A 16,457-nucleotide genomic window follows, 5' to 3' on the forward strand; every position below is an offset into this window, starting at 1 on the left:
CGTGGAAGGCGACTATATGGCTGGCAGGCTGTAAATGTTTGATGAGGTGGCCAAAGTGAAACGCATCGGGATCATTGTGAGCATCTTGCTGGCGAGCGCCGCCGCGCCCTCTTTCGCCAAAAAAGCGGAACTGAGCGATGCTGATTTCGCCTTTGAGCATGTCAGCTGCACCGGCGCAGAAAACGAAATCCGCGTCATCGTCTCGGGCGTTAAAAAAAGCGTCGGCCTTGTCACCGTCGATCTTTTTCCCAATCGCGAGGAAGGCTTTCTGCGCGGGCGCGGGCGTATCGACCAGGTGAAGTTCGCCGCCAAGGCGCCCTTCACGAAACTTTGTCTTCATGCGCCGGAAAGCGGGCTTTTCGCGCTCTCGGCCTATCACGATGAAAACGCCAATGGCGATTTCGATAAAACCGGGCTTGGCCTTCCCGCAGAGCCATGGGGCATTTCGAACAATCCGAAAGTCCGGTTCGCGCCGCCGCCAGTGGAAAAGGCGCTCTTTAACGTCGCCGCTGAAAACGGCGCCCATGTGAATATTGATCTGAATTAGGCGGCCCGCCCTTACCCCTATGCTGCGCGTTTTAGGCCGGACCACTTCCATCAATGTTCGCAAGGTGCTTGCGACGCTGGCGGAAATCGGCGCTGATTATGAACATGAACCACAATGGGCTGGGCCCGATGCGCCCACATCCTCGCCTGATTTTTTGAGGCTCAATCCCAATGCGCTCATTCCTGTCCTCATCGACGATGACTTTATCATGTGGGAATCGAACGCGATCTGCCGCTATCTCGCACTGAAGCACGAGCGGCGCGATCTCTATCCTGAAAATGAGCGCGAACGCGCCGTCGTCGATATGTGGATGGACTGGCAGGCGACAGAACTCAACAACGCCTGGCGCGACGCCTTTATGGGCTTAGTGCGCAAGCATCCAGACTACGCCAATCCTGATCGTATCGCTAAAAGCGCCGAACGCTGGAACGCGATGATGGGCCTTCTCGATGCGCGCCTCAGCGATACGGGCGGGTTCATCGCCGGGAATGTATTGACGCTCGCCGACATCGTCATCGGCCTGAGCGCCCATCGTTGGCGCTCGACGCCGATCGACAAGGCAGCCTTGCCCGCTGTCGCCGTGTGGCTCGCCAAGCTTGACGGCCGCGCCGCCTTCGCCCGTTTTGCTACGCCTGACTATCCTTAAGTCCGCCTTTTGCTTATCCTTGAAAAAGCTCAGAAAGTCTCGCCACAGGACCGCCAATGCTCGACAAGACCGCCGCGCTGGAGATTCGCGCCGTTGAAACGCCGGACGATCTCAAAACTTTCATCCGCATGGCGAACGACATCTATGCGGACGATCCGAATTATGTGGCGCCGCTGGAATATGAGCTCTTGGCGCGGCTCGACGCCGAAAAAAATCCGTCCCTCAAGGGCCGCCCGCTGAAGCGCTGGATCGCTTACAAAAACGGCGCGCCCGCGGGGCGCATTCAGGCGCTGGTCAACAAGGCGCATCTTGACCGCCATAATGACGGCACCGGCCATTTCGGTTTTTTTGAATCCATCGATGACCAGGCCGTCGCCCATGAACTCTTCACGACGGCAAGCGGGTGGCTGAAAAGTCAGGGGATGGCGAAAATCCTCGGCCCCTTCAACAATTGCATCAACGAAGAAACAGGTCTCCTCGTCTCGGGGTTCGACACGCCGCCCTATGTGATGATGCCCCATGGACGGCCATATTATACGCGGCTTCTGGAGACTGAAGGCTTTCACAAGGCGGTGGACATGCACGCCCTGCAATATGTGCCGCGCCCGCAATTGATGCCCGAAAAACGCCAGCGCTTCATCGACAAGGCGTTGTCGAACCCCAAAGTCTCCTTCCGCACGATCAACATGTCGGACTTCAACGCCGACATTCATCGGGTTATCCGGATTTTCAACGACGCCTGGAGCGACAATTGGGGATTTATTCCGTTTACGGAAGAACAAATCGAGCACATGGCGAAAGAGCTGCGTCCGATCATTTCACCTCACAATGTCGTCTTTTGCGACTATGACGGCGAACCGGCGGCTTTTGCGCTGGTGCTGCCGGACGTCAACAACATCACCCGCGATTTCGGCGGCAAACTCCTGCCCTTCAACTGGGCGAAACTGATCTGGCGGCTGAAACTGCAACCGGTGCCGCGCGCCCGCATGCCGCTCATGGGCGTCGTTCGCAAGCTGCAAAGAAAGCCGGTCGGAACGGCCATCGCCTATAAGATGATCACCATGGCGCAGGAAGCGAATGTTTCGCGCGGCGTCCTTCATTCCGAGCTGTCCTGGATACTTGAAAGCAATGAATCCATGCTCTCGATGCTCCTCGATATGGGCGCGGAGATCTACAAAACCTATCGCATGTATGAGAAGCCCCTGTGAGACTGGTCGCGTTTTTAAGTTTATGTTTGTTGATGGCGGGCCCTGCGTCAGCGCAGCCTGCTGAGCCTGTCCTTTACGGCTATCGCATTCTTGAAACCTATCCCCATTCCCGCGACGCCTTCACGCAAGGGCTCTTCTTCGACAATGGCGCGCTCTACGAATCCACCGGCCAATATGGCCAGTCCTCCTTGCGGCTGGTCGATCTTGAGAGCGGCGACGTCGTTCGCAGGACTGCGTTGCCGCAGTCTTTTTTCGGAGAAGGATCAACCATCGTCGACGGCGATATCTTTATGCTGAGCTGGCGCGCGGGATCCGCGTTGCGTTTCGGCGCGGAGGATTTCACGCTGAAAAACAGCTATTCCTATAAGGGCGAAGGCTGGGGCCTGACCTATGACGGCGAAAGCCTGATCATGAGCGACGGCACGCCGCAATTGCGTTTCATCGACCCCGAAAACTTCGGCGAAAAGCGCCGTATCGAGGTGACGCTTCGCGGCAAGCCCTTAAAACAGCTCAACGAACTCGAATGGATCGACGGCGCCGTCTACGCCAATGTCTGGAAGACCAATGCGCTGGTCAGAATCGACCCTGAGACCGGCGTTGTCACGGGCATTGTCGATCTGCGCGGGCTTTTGGAAGCTGAAGACATCGTTCCCGGCGAAACGGACGTCCTCAACGGTATCGCTTACGCCGATGAAGAGGGCGTCCTTTACGTCACCGGCAAATACTGGCCGAAGCTCTTCAAGATCGAACTCGTCGAGCTGACGAATTAACCCGCAAAACTAGCGGAAAAACGGCTCGTCAAAGCTTCTGAGTTTGCGCGAATGAAGCGTGCCGGCGCGCGCCTCCTCCCGCAACAGGTCAATGGCGCGAATGCCGATATCGAGATGCTGGCTGATGCGCTCCTGATAAAAGGCGTCCGCCATGCCGGGCAGCTTCACTTCGCCATGGAGCGGCCGGTCGGAAACGCACAGGAGCGTTCCGTAAGGCACGCGGTAGCGATAGCCATTTGCGGCGATGGTCGCCGATTCCATATCGATGGCGATGGCCCGCGCCTGATTGAGCCTGACGGCGTTGCGCTCAAAACGAAGCTCCCAGTTGCGATCGCTGGTGGTGACGACCGTGCCGGTGCGCAAATGCTCCTTCAGCTCTTTCTTTTCAATATTCGACACTTCCTGCACGGCCTGCGTCATTGCAAGCTGCACTTCAGCGAGCGTCGGCAGCGGCACCGATGGCGGCAACACGTCATCGAGCACATTGTCCTCGCGCAGATAGGCGTGAGCGAGGACATAATCGCCGAGCCGCTGCGAGCGCCGCAAACCGCCACAATGGCCAATCATCAGCCAGACATGGGGCCTGAGCACCGCAAGGTGATCGGTGATCGTTTTCGCGTTTGAGGGGCCGACGCCGATATTAACCAGCGTCACCCCGTCATGGCCCTTCTGGACAAGATGATAGGCCGGCATTTGCGGCAGCCGCGCCGCTGGCGGCGCGCTCGGCTTTTTGTCTTTTGTAGTGATGCGGTCGCCAGGCTCGATCAGCGCTTCGGCGCGGCCCGCCTCTATCTCCGCTTTGGCGTATTCAACGAACTCATCCACATAACGCTGATAGTTCGTGAACAGAATATAGTTCTGAAAATGCTCCGGCTTTGTCGCCGTATAATGCTGAATCCGGTGCAGCGAATAGTCGACGCGCTCGGCGGTGAACAGCGACAGGGGCATCGCGCCGTGCCGTTTCAGAATGAAGTGACCATCGACAATGTCGTCATTGGTGGAGACGAGATTGGGCGTATGGAAGTGATACTGAAGATGATTGCGTTTTTCCGCCGTCAGGCTCGCCGTCGCCTTTTCCAGCGCAAAGGTGAGCGGGATCGGCGTGAAGGACCGGCCCACATAAACCTTGGCCGAGAACCGGTCCATGATCCGCGCGAGCTGTTCCTGGAAATAATTGGCGAAGAGCGCCGGCTGGGTCACGGCCGCGCCGTGAACGCTGACTGATGCGATCTGGCCGAGAGCGAGCTTCGAGGTCTGGGGCGCAGATTCCGCCGGGACCACCGCACAAAGATAGGGATAGACGGCCCCGCCCTCGCCGGCGGCATTATCATCCATCGCCTCGCCGGCGAGGTAACGGTCAAACCGCGCGCGCGTCAGTGCATGCGCCTCGTCATACAGCGTCTCGAGCCGCGCCGTCGCCTCTTCCGGGCTGGCGCAGGCGACGAGGTCGCTGGCGGGAACGTCAAAATCCAGCAATTCCGCCATGCTTGCCTCCAAAAATCAAAAAAGTCCCGCTCTTTACACCGCTGCGCCGCCAGACGCCAGCGCGCGAGCCTTCAAGCTTTCAGGAGCGATGGAAGCGTTCCGCAATCCGGGACGCCAGCACGGCCGCGCGGTCGCGCAAGGGGTGCGCACCCGGATGCGGCGGGGCGGCTCCCCTGCCGCGAAGCCAGCCATTCGCCCGGCGCAAATGCGCTTCGGCGTCTGACGCCTCGGACCGCCAGGTGACGGAAAGGGAAACGGAAACCTCGGGACCGACTTTCACCCAATGGGGGGCTTTGACCGGCGCATAAAGCGCATCGCCGGGAGAGAGCTCGGTCTTTTCGCCTTTGCCTTCATATTCCTCCCGATATGGAAGGTTGCGGTGCCCGCCGGGCTTGTGGAACGCTTCATGCGCTTCAGCGTCGAGAAAGCTTTCAGCGCCGCTGGGAAAAATCGTCAAGACCTTTGTTCCGCGCACTTGCATAAGAATATTATGCTCAGGGTCCATATGAAACGGCGTCACAGAGCCGGGCGACGAAACGAAGATAAACCCTTCGCGCATGTGCATTTCGCCAGTCGCCGCATGCGCGATATCCGCCACATCGCCAAGGCAGCTTTCAAGAAGCGCTGCATAATCTGCGTTCTGTTCGATATTTTTAAGAACGATCCAGGACTTGTTGTCGGCGATACGGCGCACGGTTTCTTCCGCCGAAAGGCCGTTCATCGGCGTTTTGTCCGGGTCCTGACCGATCAGCAGATCTCCGGAATTATATTCAACCGATTTTTCCGGCAGGGCGCGGGCGAGCGCGATCAGCCGGTCCATAGCGAAGAGGGGATGGTCCGTCAGATGATGGCGCAGCCGCACCGGCGACGCCGGATAACGGGCCGAAAAGGCGGAAAGACTGGCCGGATCGAACGCCATCGCTTTACTCCTTCGGGAACCGGTCGCGCGCGCCTTCAAGCGCTTTCGCCAGCGCCAGCCCGCCTTTTGACCCCAATCCGCAACCGCTGACATTCAGCCCCGTGATCACGCGGCGCGCGCGCCACAGCCCGTTGATCATGGAGTGATCGGGTGCGGCGCAGCTGTCGGCGAAGCGAAAGTCTTCGCGCGCCAACAGGGACCGCATGGCCTCGATTTCAATCATGACGCCGGGCGAGAACCGATCAAAATCCGGGTCGTGACAAATCTTCAGGGAATAGCCGGTCCCGTTGGTCAAAAGCGTCGCGAGCATGGCGATCGGCCGCCAGCCAAGATCGATGCGCATGAAATGAAGTTCGCCCGCGCTGTGGGCGCGCTGCAATGTCTGCCGGAACCACTCGGCGTCACGGTCGCTCGACTTGAGCGATGTGCCTTTTTTTCCTTTCCAGCCTTTATCTTCAAGGAGAAGAAACTCCTCCGCCCAGGCTGCAATATCATCCGTAGGCGTCGCTTCCCGTACGGCGACCTCGCCCATTTCGTTAAGCCGGTTGCGCAGACGCTGAATCTCTTTGCGCTTCTTTTTCCGCACATGAACGGCGATGGTCGCTTCGGCGCTCGCCCCGCCCTGCAAGACCGCGCGCGCTATGGCGCCGGCCTCATAAGCCATCCGTTTATTCGCCTTTACCGCCGCCTTCGCCGCGGCATAAACCGGCCCGTCCCGTTCAATGCGGCCGAGCCGCGCGAAACTGCGCGCGTCCTCACCTTCGCATAGCAACGCGAACAATTCCCTGAACGCCGGCTCTTCAAAACCGCGCGCGATCAAGGGGGCGCCGTAATAACAATGCGGATGGGTCCACGTCGCCCAGTAGCGATAGGGAAGCTTCGCATAAAAAAGGCGCTGCTCAACCGGCCAGAGACCGATCAACCGGTCGCCGCCCCAGACGCAGGCGACCCGCGTTTTCTCGTCGCCATAGGCGTCAAGCGCCGGCAGAAGCGCCGCCGGCGCAAAAAACGGATTATCTTCAATAAGGTCTTTGCAAAGCGCCGCCATAGCGCTCTCCAGGCCCGCCGCCTCGGCGCAAGGGATCAGCGCCGCGCGGAACGCCGGCTCAAGGTCAGCGCCGATCTGGCTTTCAACGATGTCCCCCTGCGCTGTCACGGGCGCTTGTCTCCGAACCTGTTTCCCTGCGGCACATCAAGGCGCGGTTATACATGCGCCTGTCCCGATATCTTGCACAGTCCGGGCCGGTTCGTCTCTCCGCCGCCTGCGGCCTTAAAGCGCGCGCAGCTCCTCATCGGAGAGGCTGCGGGCCTCATCAGGGAGCATGATCGGCACGCCGTCGCGCACCGGATAGGCCAGCCGCGCTTTCTTGCTCAAAAGCTCATTATGGGCGCGGTCATAAACCAGAGGCCCCCGGGTCTGGGGGCAGACAAGAATCTCCAATAGCCGCTTGTCGATTTCCGGCGCCGCTGTTTCCGTCATGATCCAGTTTCTCCACTATCCACAAGGAGGCTATTGCAAGGGGGCGTCGTCATCATCTGCGCCGCCCGCCAGCGCCATCAGAGCGGCGAGGCATTCAGCCTGCTCCGCAAGCGTTTTGGATTCCAGCAACGCCTGTTTCTCGTTCGGCTGGAACGGGCACCCCATGGCGAGCGAGACCACCAGCGCCTCGATCGGGGCGGCGGCGGCTTTCTCCCACTCAATTTCTAATTGCTCCGTATCAAGATAATCCTGCAGCGCCTCGAGAAGCGCCTCCCGGTCCACTGTGTCGGCGCTCACATCGGTTTCGTCGTCGGCACCAAACGCCGACCAGTCGGGCCGCGCGAGACGGAAAGGCGCATCGCCGGCGATCTCTTCCGCCAGGCGAAAACGGTGCGTGCCGGTCAGGTTGATGAGATAGCGGCCGTCGCCGGTTTCCGCGAAGGACGTAATGCGGCCCGCGCAACCGGCGGCGTAAAGCGCCGGTTTTTCAGCGTTGATCTCGTCGCGCGGCTGGATCATGCCGATCAGGCGGTCGCCCGCCAGCGCCGCATCCACCATGGCGAGATAACGCGGTTCGAAAATATTAAGCGGCAACTGTCCGCCCGGGAGCAAGAGGGCCCCCTCCAGCGGAAACAATGGCAATGTTTCCGGCTTTGCTTTCAGTCTTGCGGGACTTTTCGCCCCCTTCATGCGGTCCTGCTCCCGGTTTAGGAAAAGAGAACTGACGACAGCCGCCGGCGGCCGCGCACCGTCGCGGGATGGGTGTGGCCCAGCGCCTCAAAAACCGTCAGGAGTTTTTCGCGCGCGGCGCCTTCATTCCAGTCCCGGTCCCGTTCGATAATGGCGAGAAGCGCATCAATCGCCGATTCCATGGCGCCGGAACCGAGCAGCCCATTGGCGAGCGCGAAACGTTTGTCGAGATCTTCCGGCGCCTGCGCGACGGCTTCTTCAAGCGCCGCGAGATCGCCTGCCTCGCCGCCGCTCTCGGCAAGCGCAAGGGCGGCTTTCACGCTCGCGACCGCCGGATCGTTTTGCTTGGCTTCCGGGATCATCGCGAGGGTGTCGCGCGCCTGATCCTTATCGCCAAGCGCAAGGTGACAGCGCGCAAGCCCGGCCAGCCCTGCGATGTTTTCCGGATCGGACTGCGCGGCCTGCGCGTAAAACTGCGCCGCCGTCGCCACGTCGCCCGCTTCAAAAGCCGCATCGCCCATGGCCAGGGAATCCTCGCCGCCGCCCATGGCGCCTGCGGCGCCATCCATTTGCGGCAGGCGGTCGATGAAGGCCTTGATCTCGCTTTCCGGCAAGGCGCCCTGAAAGCCGTCCACAGGCCGCCCCTGGAAAAACGCATACACCGTCGGGATCGACTGGATGCGCATTTGCGACGCCAGCATCTGGTTCTTGTCGATGTCGATCTTGACGAGTTTGACCTTGCCGCCGGCGGCGCGCACAGCGCGCTCAATCAGGGGGCCAAGCTGTTTGCAGGGCCCGCACCAGTCGGCCCAGAAATCGACGATAACCGGCTGCGTCATGGACGCGGCCAAGACATCCGCCTCGAAAGTCTCAATCGTGGCGTCCTTGATCAGATCCGCATCCGCCTGCCCGCTTCCGCCGGGCGCGCCGCCGCCGATGATCTCACTCATGCCTAATCTCCATGTCTTCCCTCATTAAATGAGGGCGCGCGCCGCGAAACGCAACCGGCAGGAAGGACCGTTTCAGCCCTCAAACGGGGCTGCGAGGTCGAGAATTTGCGGCGTGAAGCCGCAGGCCTCCACAAAACGCACAAGATCGGCCGGACAAACCGCTGTTGAGGCGGTGTTTTCCAGGGGATGGAACCAGACCGGGTCATGGTCGAGCAGCGCCTTGTCGAGAATGACCGTCGAGAGCGCCCGGGAGCTCTCATTGATGAGGGCGAAGGGGGTGACGGCCCCCGGAATCACGCCCATGGTCGCTGTCATGAGCGCCGGCTTGCCGAAGGAAAGCCGGCCCTTGGCCCCGAGCCGCTTGCCGAGCCCCACAAGATCGACCCGGGTCTCGGCGAGGGCGGTCGCAAGATAAAGAACGCCCTTTTTGTCCTTGAGGAAGAGATTTTTCGAATGCCCGCCCGGCATGTCCTTCTTGAAATCCCGGCCCTCCTCAACGGTGAAGATCGCAGGATGCTCAACGGTTTTATGGGCGATCCCGGCCTTGTCGAAAAAGGTGAAAAGGTCCTCACGCGTTTTCGCATCCGGCGCAGGCTGGGGGTCCGCCGCCGGGGCGGCGTCTGCGCTATTGGTCTTCTCCTCAAGGCTCATTGCAACACTCCCACCGGTCCTTTTACAGCCTGTTTCCCCCCGCAGATTCAGGCTTGCAATGCGTCTGGCCCTCGTGCATATAGCGGCCCCGATCAGCCATCAAGACGGCTGAATACGTCAGTGAGCGGGCGTAGCTCAGGGGTAGAGCGAAACCTTGCCAAGGTTTAGGTCGTGAGTTCGAATCTCATCGCCCGCTCCAGTTTTCCTTTATATCCGCGAAAAATCGCCGGCAGGCGGTTAATAGCGCCGTCTTGAGGCGCGCTATCCTGTTGGTTCGCCGATGGCGCCGACATCGAGCACCGGCGCAGCATCCAGTTCTTCGGCGTCAAGAAGCGCCACGGTGCGCTCCAGCGCGGCGATAACGAAAGACTGCTCCCAGTCTTCGAGCTTTTCAAATCCGCGCTCAAAGCGCTGCTGCAAAATGCTCGGCGCATTTTCGAGAATGCCCGCGCCCTCCTCCGTCAACAAAACAGTGACGCGCCGTTTATCCGTTGCGTCTGGCGTGCGCTTTAGAAGGCTCCGCTTTTCCAGCTTGTCGATCAGCGCCGTCACGGTGGCGTGGCTGAGCGAAATTTCTTTCGCCAGCGCGCTCGGCGCGGCGCCGCCCGATTTGGCGATCAACTCCATCAGGATGAGCTGCGACGGCGTCAGACCGCACTGTTTCGCCAGCGCGCGGGAGCTGATCTCGGTGGCGCGCAAGATCTGGCGCAGGGCGATGAGGGCGTGATCAAGCCGGCTGGTCATCGGTCAAGTCGTTCTCAAGAACCGGTCCCTGCCGGCAATTCTTCCTTTAAGCCCCGCAAAAGACTGACGCAACACGCCAGCAGAACGAGCGTAAAGGGAAGGCCCGCTGTGATCGCCCCGGCCTGTAATGAGGACAGCGCCGCCGAGCCGCCGCCCACAAGGAGAACGATGGCGATAAGCCCTTCCATGGTCGCCCAGAAGATCCTCTGCGGCGTCGGGGCATGAAGCTTTCCGCCCGCCGTAATGCTGTCGATAACAAGTGAGCCTGAATCCGAAGAGGTCACGAAAAAAACGATAAGAAGAACGATGGCGACAAAGGAGGAAAGCTCGGCCAGCGGCATATTCTCCAGCATCTGGAAAAGAACGAGCGACACGTCGGAAACCCCCGCAGGCAAGGTCCCGACGCCATCCTTCACCTGCTCAATCGCTGTTATCCCAAAAGACGAAAACCAGATGACGGCGACGATCACCGGGACAACCATGACAGCGAGCAGGAATTCGCGAATGGTGCGCCCGCGCGACACGCGCGCGATAAACATGCCCACAAAAGGCGACCAGGAAATCCACCACGCCCAGTAAAAGATCGTCCAGCCGTGAAACCATTCCGTGTCTTCGCGGCCGATCCAGTTCGAAAGACGCAAACTGTCCGTGACATAGGAAAGCGTGTTGAGGCCGTAGCCTTTCAAAATGGCGACGGTCGGCCCCGCGATGACCACGAATAGGAGCAAGGCGATCGCGACCATCACATTGATGTTGCTTAAAATACGGACGCCCTGATCGAGACCGCGCACCACCGAAAAAATCGCCATGGAGGTGATCCCCATGATCAGGATGACTTGCGTCCCCAGCCCGTTATCGACTCCGAAAAGAAAGTTCAGACCGCTCGCCGCCTGTTTCGCGCCGAGCCCCAGCGATGTCGCCAATCCGAAAATCGTGGCGACAACCGCAAGCAGGTCGATGACATGGCCCGGCCAGCCCCAGACCCGTTCGCCGAAAAGCGGATAGAAAGCGGACCGTATGGTCAACGGCAGGCCTTTATTGAAGGTGAAAAAGGCCAGCGACAGCCCCATCACCGCATAAACGGCCCAGGGCGTGACGCCCCAGTGGAAAATCGTGGCGCTGAAGGCCAGCCGCTCCGCCTCCGGCGTGCGCGCCGCCACATCGAGCGGCGTGCCGAACCAGTCCGTGTAATAAGCCGTCGGCTCTGCAGCGCCATAAAACACCATGCCGATGCCGACGCCGGCGGAAAACAGCATGGAAAGCCAGGACAGCGTGCCGAAATCGGGCCGCGCATCGGGGCCGCCCAGTCTGATTTTGCCGAATGGCGAAAGCGCGAGAAAAACGCAAAACACAAAGACAATGTTCGTCGCGACGACAAAGAACCAGTCGAAATGCTGCAGCGTCCAGTCGCGTGCATGGGTTAAAACCTCGCCGGCGCTATCGGGAAAGAGCAGCACCGAGCCTGCAAAACTCAAAATGAGGGCGGCGCTGGCGAAAAAGACCGGGTTATGAATATCGAGCCCTAAAACTTCGATATTATCCTGGCCTGTCGTGTAGTCCGTTTCATAAACGGATTCTTCCGGCGCCAGTTCTTCGGGCAGCAGCTCTTCATTTTCATTTGTCACGCGCGATACTCCGTCAGCGCCGGTCCGAGCGCTTCTTTCAGGGGATCAAGGAAAGGTTCAAAACGGCGCCATTGATCGACGCCGGTCTTGTTGATGGGCTGGCGCACCTGTTCGGAACTTGCCGTGCGCACCGATCGTTCGGTTTTGTAAAAATCGAGACAGGCTTGCTCGAAAGGCAGGCCGCAGAAATCGAGCATTCTGCGAAGCTGGCCTTCAAGATCATCAAGAACGTCTTCATGCTGCACCCGCAGCACTTTGCCGGGCAACGCCGCATCCCAATGATGCATCAGCTCGACATAATCGCGATAATAACGCCCGATGTCTTCAAGCCCGTAAGTAAACTCCTGCCCTTCCGCGAAAAGCTGTTTAAATCCGCTGAAACAACAGGCCATAGGCTCACGCCGGGCGTCGATGATTTTCGCGTTGGGCAGGATGAGGTGGATGAGCCCGATATGCCGGAAATTGTTCGGCATCTTGTCGATGAAGAAAGGCGCGCCCGCGCGATGAATGCGGGTGTCCTCGATATACGCCTCGCCCATTTCCGCAAATTTTTCCGCCGGCAGCGTTTGCAGAATTTTCGGGTAATCGGATTCATTTCCGGCGCGCCGGCGCCCCCTCAGACTTTGCGCCAGCGATAAAATATTTGGCAACTCCAGCGTGCCGTCGACCTGGCTGTGCGAGGCCAGGATCTGTTCAAGCAGGGTCGAGCCCGCCCGCGGCAAACCAACAATGAATATCGGATCGGGCGCGGCGCAACCGACGCCGGCGCGCGCCTTGAAAAGGTCGCTTGTGCAGATTTCCATCTGCGCATGAAACTCTTTTTGCATATCTTCGGCGCGATAGGCGCTTTTCAGGCGCTTTAAGTCGTTGCCGCGCGCATAATAGGAAAATGCTTTTTCAAAATCGCCGCGATCTTCAAACGCCTTGCCGAGTGCAAAACAAAGATGGAAACGATCCTGATAGGCGGCGTCGACGCGCGCTTCCTGAACGCGCATCGCTTCAACTTCATCGTCACTGAACTTGTAGGTTTTGAGATTGGCGAGCGCGTAATAGGCGTCGCCCAGATCGGGCTTTGCTGTCAGGGCCATGCGATAGGACTGGATCGCCTCTTCCTGACGCCCCCAGGTTTTCAGCGCATGTCCGCGCGAGGTCAATGTCGCCGGATCGTTTGGAACCGTCTCCAGCACATTGTCAAAGAGAGTGAGCGCCTTTTCGAAATCGCCCGTTTGCAGGCTTTCAATGGCGTAGTGCGACTGGAACAGCGGGTTTTCCGGCTCACGATCATATAACGCTTTCGCCTGATCCAGCGCCGCCTGAAATTTTTGCCGCTTGCGCAAAAGCTGGATGTAATCGAGGCGCAACTGGATGTTGTCCGGCTCGAACTCAATAGCGCTTTCAAGAAGAAAATCTGCGTCATCCAGGACGCCAAGCCGCGCCCCGACATCCGCCAGCAGGCGCATACCCTCGACATGGCGCGGGTGTTGCTGAAGAAAACGGCGGCAGAGATGTTCCGCCTTCAGATATTTTCCTTCATGAATGAAATTCGTGACGGCGAGAAGCTCCCGCGGCAACGCCGCCAACCGGTCGGCTTGGCGCTTCGCTTGCGCGGCTTCTGCACTTCGGCCAGCTTCGCGCAAGAGGTCTTCCTGCGCGCGCCAGCTTGCTTCAAGTCCAGGATTGGACCGCACCGCACGTTCATAAGCGCTGAGCGCTGTTTTCGTATCTCCCAATGAACGTGCGAGGTGGCCTTCTTCCTGAAACGCGCGGCCGAAATCCGGCGAAACGGTTTTCAGCTTTTGCAAATGCGCGGCTGCTTTTTCGGGATGTTTCAAATAGCGTTCACAGACTGCGCTCATATAAAGCGCGTCAACGGCGTCCGCCGTTCCGTCAAGCAACGGCGCCAGCAGCGCGCAGGCGTCGTCAAACCGGCCGGCGGTCATCAGCCGTTGCGCTTCCCGAAGAGTGGCCTCAGTTTTTTCTTCCGTTGCCGACAAAACCGCCGCCTTTTGACGAAAAAGCGCCCCTGATAAAGGGGCGCTTTTATGGGGTGGGTTACATACCGATTTCCACCGGCGTCGCCCTAATAGGTGTAACCGAACCGCACACCGACGGTCCGCGGCCGCAAGATCGTCGTCCGGTTACGGTCATAGACGAAATTGTTGGCGAGCTCGCCATAAGTGTTGCCGAGATTTTCACCGAAAATTTCCATCGACCAATTTTCACCGGAGACGCCAAAGGAAGCGCTCACCGTCGTCCAGGCGTTCACTTTCGCCCTGTTGATTTCGATGATGTCGCTGAAGGACGATCCGGAATAGACGAGCTGCGATTGCAGATGCGCGCTGAGATCGGTTGAAAGATTCCACTCATACCGGGCGCGAATATTGCCCTGGAATTTCGGCGCATAGGCAAGGTCCCTGCCGACGATCACGTCGTTTGTCGGGATCAGCACTTCCTTGATTTCCGTATCGAGAACGGAGAAGGCGCCGGTGAGCGTCAACCCTTCAATTGCGGCCGGCGCGAAAATCACGTCGCCTTCGACACCGAGAATTTCAGCGTTCGCCGCGTTATCGGAGAAGAAGAGGTTAACGATGCTCGGATCGAAGATCGTTGTTTGCAGGCGCTCGATTTCCACGAAGAACGCGTTGCCGTTGAGCTGAAGCTGGTTTTCAAACAGCTGCATCTTCCAGCCAAGCTCATAATTGGTCACTTCGTCCGTATCGATGGCGAAGGGCACGGTATAACCGCTCCCGTTCGTGGCGCCGCCGGGACGGTTGAGAAGACCCGGACGGAAACCTTCGGAATAGGTGGCGTAGAACAACAGATCATCGGTCGGCGTCCAGCTGACATTGCCCTTGAAGATAAAGCCGTCTGTCGACGCTTTGTCCGGCGCACTCAAGGCGTTGAAGATCTGCGTCGCCTGCGCCATCGACAGCATCGGATCCGTCGCCATGATGTCGGCGACAGACTGGCCTTGGGTATAAGTGATGTGACGGCCGGTGTCGCAGGAACCGCGGAAGGTCACCTGGCCGTCGCCATTATAGATGTCGCTGATATCCGTACCGAATGCGTCCGCATCCGCCTGGAAAGAGTTACAGAAGGACGAGTTGGCGCTGCCTTCGAAGTCAACTTCGATATCGTAATACCGCGTGCCGAAGGTGAGCGTCAGCGTATCCGGCACAAGCTCGAAGCTGGCTTCGCCAAAAAAGCCGAGCTGCTTGTCGGTGCGGCGAATGTCGTTTCTGAAGATCACGTCGGCCGGGAACGGGCCCGGATCTGAGATGAAGCCCGTCATGAACGGGAAGTTCGGGGCAAAGCCGTTATTCGGATGCCCCGGCACCGGCTGACCGAACACGTCTGCAAGCGTGGAGCCCGGATAGGTGAAGTCGTTGCGCTCTTCCAGCGTCAGATCGCTGTAAAAGCCGCCGACCGTCGCGCGAAGGCGTTTTTCCGCCGGCGTGTTGAAGCGCAGCTCGTGGGTGAAGACTTGTGTTTCCGTGATGGAATCAACGAACAGGTTCGGCGCCTGACAGGTCCCTGACGGGGCCGCCATACCGGGATAGCTCACCGAGCCGTCGCAAATGTAATAAGGAAGGTACTGACCGGCGAAGAGATAGTCGGAATAGTCAACGCGCTGATTGGTGTCGCGGTCGGTGAAGGCGCCGGTGTAGAGCGCTTCGAGTGCGCCGAGACGGCCCTCAATAGTCCAGCTTGTGTTGTGGAAGTCATCATCCAGACGATCGTCTTCGAAGCGCTGGATTTCATATTCATTGAGATCAGGGTCGGTGAAGAAAACCCCGTCGGAATCGAGCTTTTGACGTGCATGAGCGACGGTGATGCGCCAGTCATCATTGACCTCATAGAGCGCAGAAGCGCGGAAGCCGGTGTATTTCGTGTCGTTGAAATCGTCTTCGACAAGATTGGCGTTGTCCGCATCGAGGAAGGTCACGCCCGAAAGATCGGAAGTGGACTGGAAGCCCGCCCGTTGCGCGGAGACCGGAACGCCGTTGGCGCGAACTGTTCCTTCTGGGCGAAAGCGCGCCGATTCCGACGCGTTGCGCGTGCCCGGCACATTGTCGATATACCCGCCGCGATCATCGATATAGCCGACGACGCGCACAGCGAAATTATCCGCCACCGGAATATTCAGCATGCCTTCGAATTTCGAGCTCATCTCGCCGCCATCAGTGGTCGAGAGCCCGGCGGAGGCCGACGCCTGCAACTCGCCAAGTCGCGGCTTGTTGGTGATCAGGCGGATCGTGCCGGCTTGCGAGCTGGCGCCGAAGAGCGTGCCTTGCGGCCCGGGCAGAACTTCAACGCGCTCAAGATCAATCGCGTAGACGTCGAGGTTGCGGCCCGGCTGCGCCAGCGGTTGTTCGTCAAGATAAAGCGCGACGTTCGGCGCAAGGCCCGCAACACCGGCTGTCGTCAGATTCGGCGTCGTCGAGGCGAGGCCGCGAATGTAAATCGTGTTCTGGCCAGGGCCGCTGCCGCCGGCGGTGACGCCCGGAAGCTGCACCAGATAGTCGGAGAAATTATCGACGCGCAGCTCGTCCAGGCTGTCGGAGCCCAGCGCCTGAACAGCGACCGGAATGTCCTGCGCATTTTCAGCCCGCTTGGTGGCGGTGACGACAATCTGGTCCACCTGCGCATGAGCGACGGTTGATAAGACGGCGGAAACGGCGATCACAGATGCGCCGGTCAGGTACTGTTTCACTTGTTAAACCCCTCGGATTGATTGCCCG

15 protein-coding genes and 1 tRNA gene are annotated in these 16,457 nt (G+C 59.3%); 5 read left to right on the forward strand and 11 right to left on the reverse strand.

Features of this window, described 5'->3' with window-relative positions; genetic code table 11:
* Positions 1 to 34: 34 nt before the first annotated feature.
* The 4 genes from ACFC5L_RS02530 to ACFC5L_RS02545 are packed head-to-tail and all read left to right on the forward strand — an operon-like array spanning position 35 to position 3,171.
* Positions 35 to 547 (forward strand): DUF2141 domain-containing protein, encoded by a 513-nt coding sequence (locus ACFC5L_RS02530; protein ID WP_375201854.1) that lies wholly within the window; start codon positions 35 to 37, stop codon positions 545 to 547.
* Positions 548 to 566: 19 nt separating this feature from the next.
* Positions 567 to 1,193 (forward strand): glutathione S-transferase family protein, encoded by a 627-nt coding sequence (locus tag ACFC5L_RS02535; protein ID WP_375201853.1) that lies wholly within the window; start codon positions 567 to 569, stop codon positions 1,191 to 1,193.
* Between the two features lie 56 nt (positions 1,194 to 1,249).
* Complete coding sequence (locus ACFC5L_RS02540) at positions 1,250 to 2,401, forward strand: dATP pyrophosphohydrolase (RefSeq protein ID WP_375201852.1); 1,152 nt, start codon at positions 1,250 to 1,252, stop codon at positions 2,399 to 2,401.
* A complete protein-coding gene (locus tag ACFC5L_RS02545) occupies positions 2,398 to 3,171 on the forward strand; it encodes a glutaminyl-peptide cyclotransferase (protein WP_375201851.1) in 774 nt (257 codons plus the stop codon). Before ACFC5L_RS02540 ends, ACFC5L_RS02545 begins: the two co-directional genes overlap by 4 nt.
* A 9-nt stretch (positions 3,172 to 3,180) precedes the next feature.
* Here the strand turns inward: ACFC5L_RS02545 and ACFC5L_RS02550 are convergent, their stop codons facing one another.
* The 7 genes from ACFC5L_RS02550 to ACFC5L_RS02580 form a co-directional block, all read right to left on the reverse strand.
* Complete coding sequence (locus ACFC5L_RS02550) at positions 3,181 to 4,656, reverse strand: AMP nucleosidase (RefSeq protein ID WP_375201850.1); 1,476 nt, start codon at positions 4,654 to 4,656, stop codon at positions 3,181 to 3,183.
* Between the two features lie 79 nt (positions 4,657 to 4,735).
* Positions 4,736 to 5,575, reverse strand: coding sequence for a cupin-like domain-containing protein (locus ACFC5L_RS02555; RefSeq protein ID WP_375201849.1), 840 nt, complete (start codon positions 5,573 to 5,575; stop codon positions 4,736 to 4,738).
* A 4-nt stretch (positions 5,576 to 5,579) separates the two neighbouring features.
* Positions 5,580 to 6,731, reverse strand: coding sequence for a GNAT family N-acetyltransferase (locus ACFC5L_RS02560; RefSeq protein WP_375201848.1), 1,152 nt, complete (start codon positions 6,729 to 6,731; stop codon positions 5,580 to 5,582).
* Between the two features lie 114 nt (positions 6,732 to 6,845).
* Positions 6,846 to 7,055 (reverse strand): Trm112 family protein, encoded by a 210-nt coding sequence (locus ACFC5L_RS02565; protein WP_375201847.1) that lies wholly within the window; start codon positions 7,053 to 7,055, stop codon positions 6,846 to 6,848.
* Between the two features lie 30 nt (positions 7,056 to 7,085).
* The gene (locus ACFC5L_RS02570; protein WP_375201846.1) at positions 7,086 to 7,745 is read right to left on the reverse strand and encodes an LON peptidase substrate-binding domain-containing protein; all 660 of its coding nucleotides are present in this window, start codon (positions 7,743 to 7,745) and stop codon (positions 7,086 to 7,088) included.
* 17 nt (positions 7,746 to 7,762) lie between these two features.
* The gene (locus ACFC5L_RS02575; protein ID WP_375201845.1) at positions 7,763 to 8,695 is read right to left on the reverse strand and encodes a tetratricopeptide repeat protein; all 933 of its coding nucleotides are present in this window, start codon (positions 8,693 to 8,695) and stop codon (positions 7,763 to 7,765) included.
* Between the two features lie 72 nt (positions 8,696 to 8,767).
* A complete protein-coding gene (locus ACFC5L_RS02580; RefSeq protein WP_375201844.1) occupies positions 8,768 to 9,346 on the reverse strand; it encodes a prolyl-tRNA synthetase associated domain-containing protein in 579 nt (192 codons plus the stop codon).
* A 124-nt stretch (positions 9,347 to 9,470) separates the two neighbouring features.
* On the opposite strand from ACFC5L_RS02580, the gene ACFC5L_RS02585 reads away from it, so the two are divergent.
* Positions 9,471 to 9,545: transfer RNA gene (locus ACFC5L_RS02585), tRNA-Gly, on the forward strand.
* A 62-nt stretch (positions 9,546 to 9,607) separates the two neighbouring features.
* On the opposite strand, the gene ACFC5L_RS02590 is transcribed toward ACFC5L_RS02585, so the two are convergent.
* The 4 genes from ACFC5L_RS02590 to ACFC5L_RS02605 form a co-directional block, all read right to left on the reverse strand.
* Positions 9,608 to 10,090, reverse strand: a complete 483-nt coding sequence (locus ACFC5L_RS02590; RefSeq protein ID WP_375201843.1) for a MarR family winged helix-turn-helix transcriptional regulator — start codon at positions 10,088 to 10,090, stop codon at positions 9,608 to 9,610.
* A 14-nt stretch (positions 10,091 to 10,104) separates the two neighbouring features.
* Positions 10,105 to 11,715: a BCCT family transporter gene (locus ACFC5L_RS02595; RefSeq protein WP_375201842.1), complete on the reverse strand. Its 1,611-nt coding sequence runs from the start codon at positions 11,713 to 11,715 to the stop codon at positions 10,105 to 10,107.
* Complete coding sequence (locus ACFC5L_RS02600; protein WP_375201841.1) at positions 11,712 to 13,709, reverse strand: tetratricopeptide repeat-containing sulfotransferase family protein; 1,998 nt, start codon at positions 13,707 to 13,709, stop codon at positions 11,712 to 11,714. The genes ACFC5L_RS02595 and ACFC5L_RS02600 overlap by 4 nt, the downstream gene beginning before the upstream one ends.
* A gap of 86 nt (positions 13,710 to 13,795) precedes the next feature.
* Positions 13,796 to 16,429, reverse strand: coding sequence for a TonB-dependent receptor (locus ACFC5L_RS02605; RefSeq protein WP_375201840.1), 2,634 nt, complete (start codon positions 16,427 to 16,429; stop codon positions 13,796 to 13,798).
* Positions 16,430 to 16,457 lie beyond the last annotated feature (28 nt).

The sequence above is a fragment of the Hyphococcus sp. genome (assembly GCF_041986965.1).
Taxonomy (GTDB): domain Bacteria; phylum Pseudomonadota; class Alphaproteobacteria; order Caulobacterales; family Parvularculaceae; genus Hyphococcus.

Bases quoted from the DNA above. Each gene is read 5' to 3' on its own strand.
- ACFC5L_RS02530 (WP_375201854.1), top strand. From the start codon at position 35: ATGTTTGATGAGGTGGCCAAAGTGAAACGCATCGGGATCATTGTGAGC.
- ACFC5L_RS02535 (WP_375201853.1), top strand. From the start codon at position 567: ATGCTGCGCGTTTTAGGCCGGACCACTTCCATCAATGTTCGCAAGGTG.
- ACFC5L_RS02540 (WP_375201852.1), top strand. From the start codon at position 1,250: ATGCTCGACAAGACCGCCGCGCTGGAGATTCGCGCCGTTGAAACGCCG.
- ACFC5L_RS02550 (WP_375201850.1), bottom strand. From the start codon at position 4,656: ATGGCGGAATTGCTGGATTTTGACGTTCCCGCCAGCGACCTCGTCGCC.
- ACFC5L_RS02555 (WP_375201849.1), bottom strand. From the start codon at position 5,575: ATGGCGTTCGATCCGGCCAGTCTTTCCGCCTTTTCGGCCCGTTATCCG.
- ACFC5L_RS02565 (WP_375201847.1), bottom strand. From the start codon at position 7,055: ATGACGGAAACAGCGGCGCCGGAAATCGACAAGCGGCTATTGGAGATT.
- ACFC5L_RS02570 (WP_375201846.1), bottom strand. From the start codon at position 7,745: ATGAAGGGGGCGAAAAGTCCCGCAAGACTGAAAGCAAAGCCGGAAACA.
- ACFC5L_RS02575 (WP_375201845.1), bottom strand. From the start codon at position 8,695: ATGAGTGAGATCATCGGCGGCGGCGCGCCCGGCGGAAGCGGGCAGGCG.
- ACFC5L_RS02580 (WP_375201844.1), bottom strand. From the start codon at position 9,346: ATGAGCCTTGAGGAGAAGACCAATAGCGCAGACGCCGCCCCGGCGGCG.
- ACFC5L_RS02590 (WP_375201843.1), bottom strand. From the start codon at position 10,090: ATGACCAGCCGGCTTGATCACGCCCTCATCGCCCTGCGCCAGATCTTG.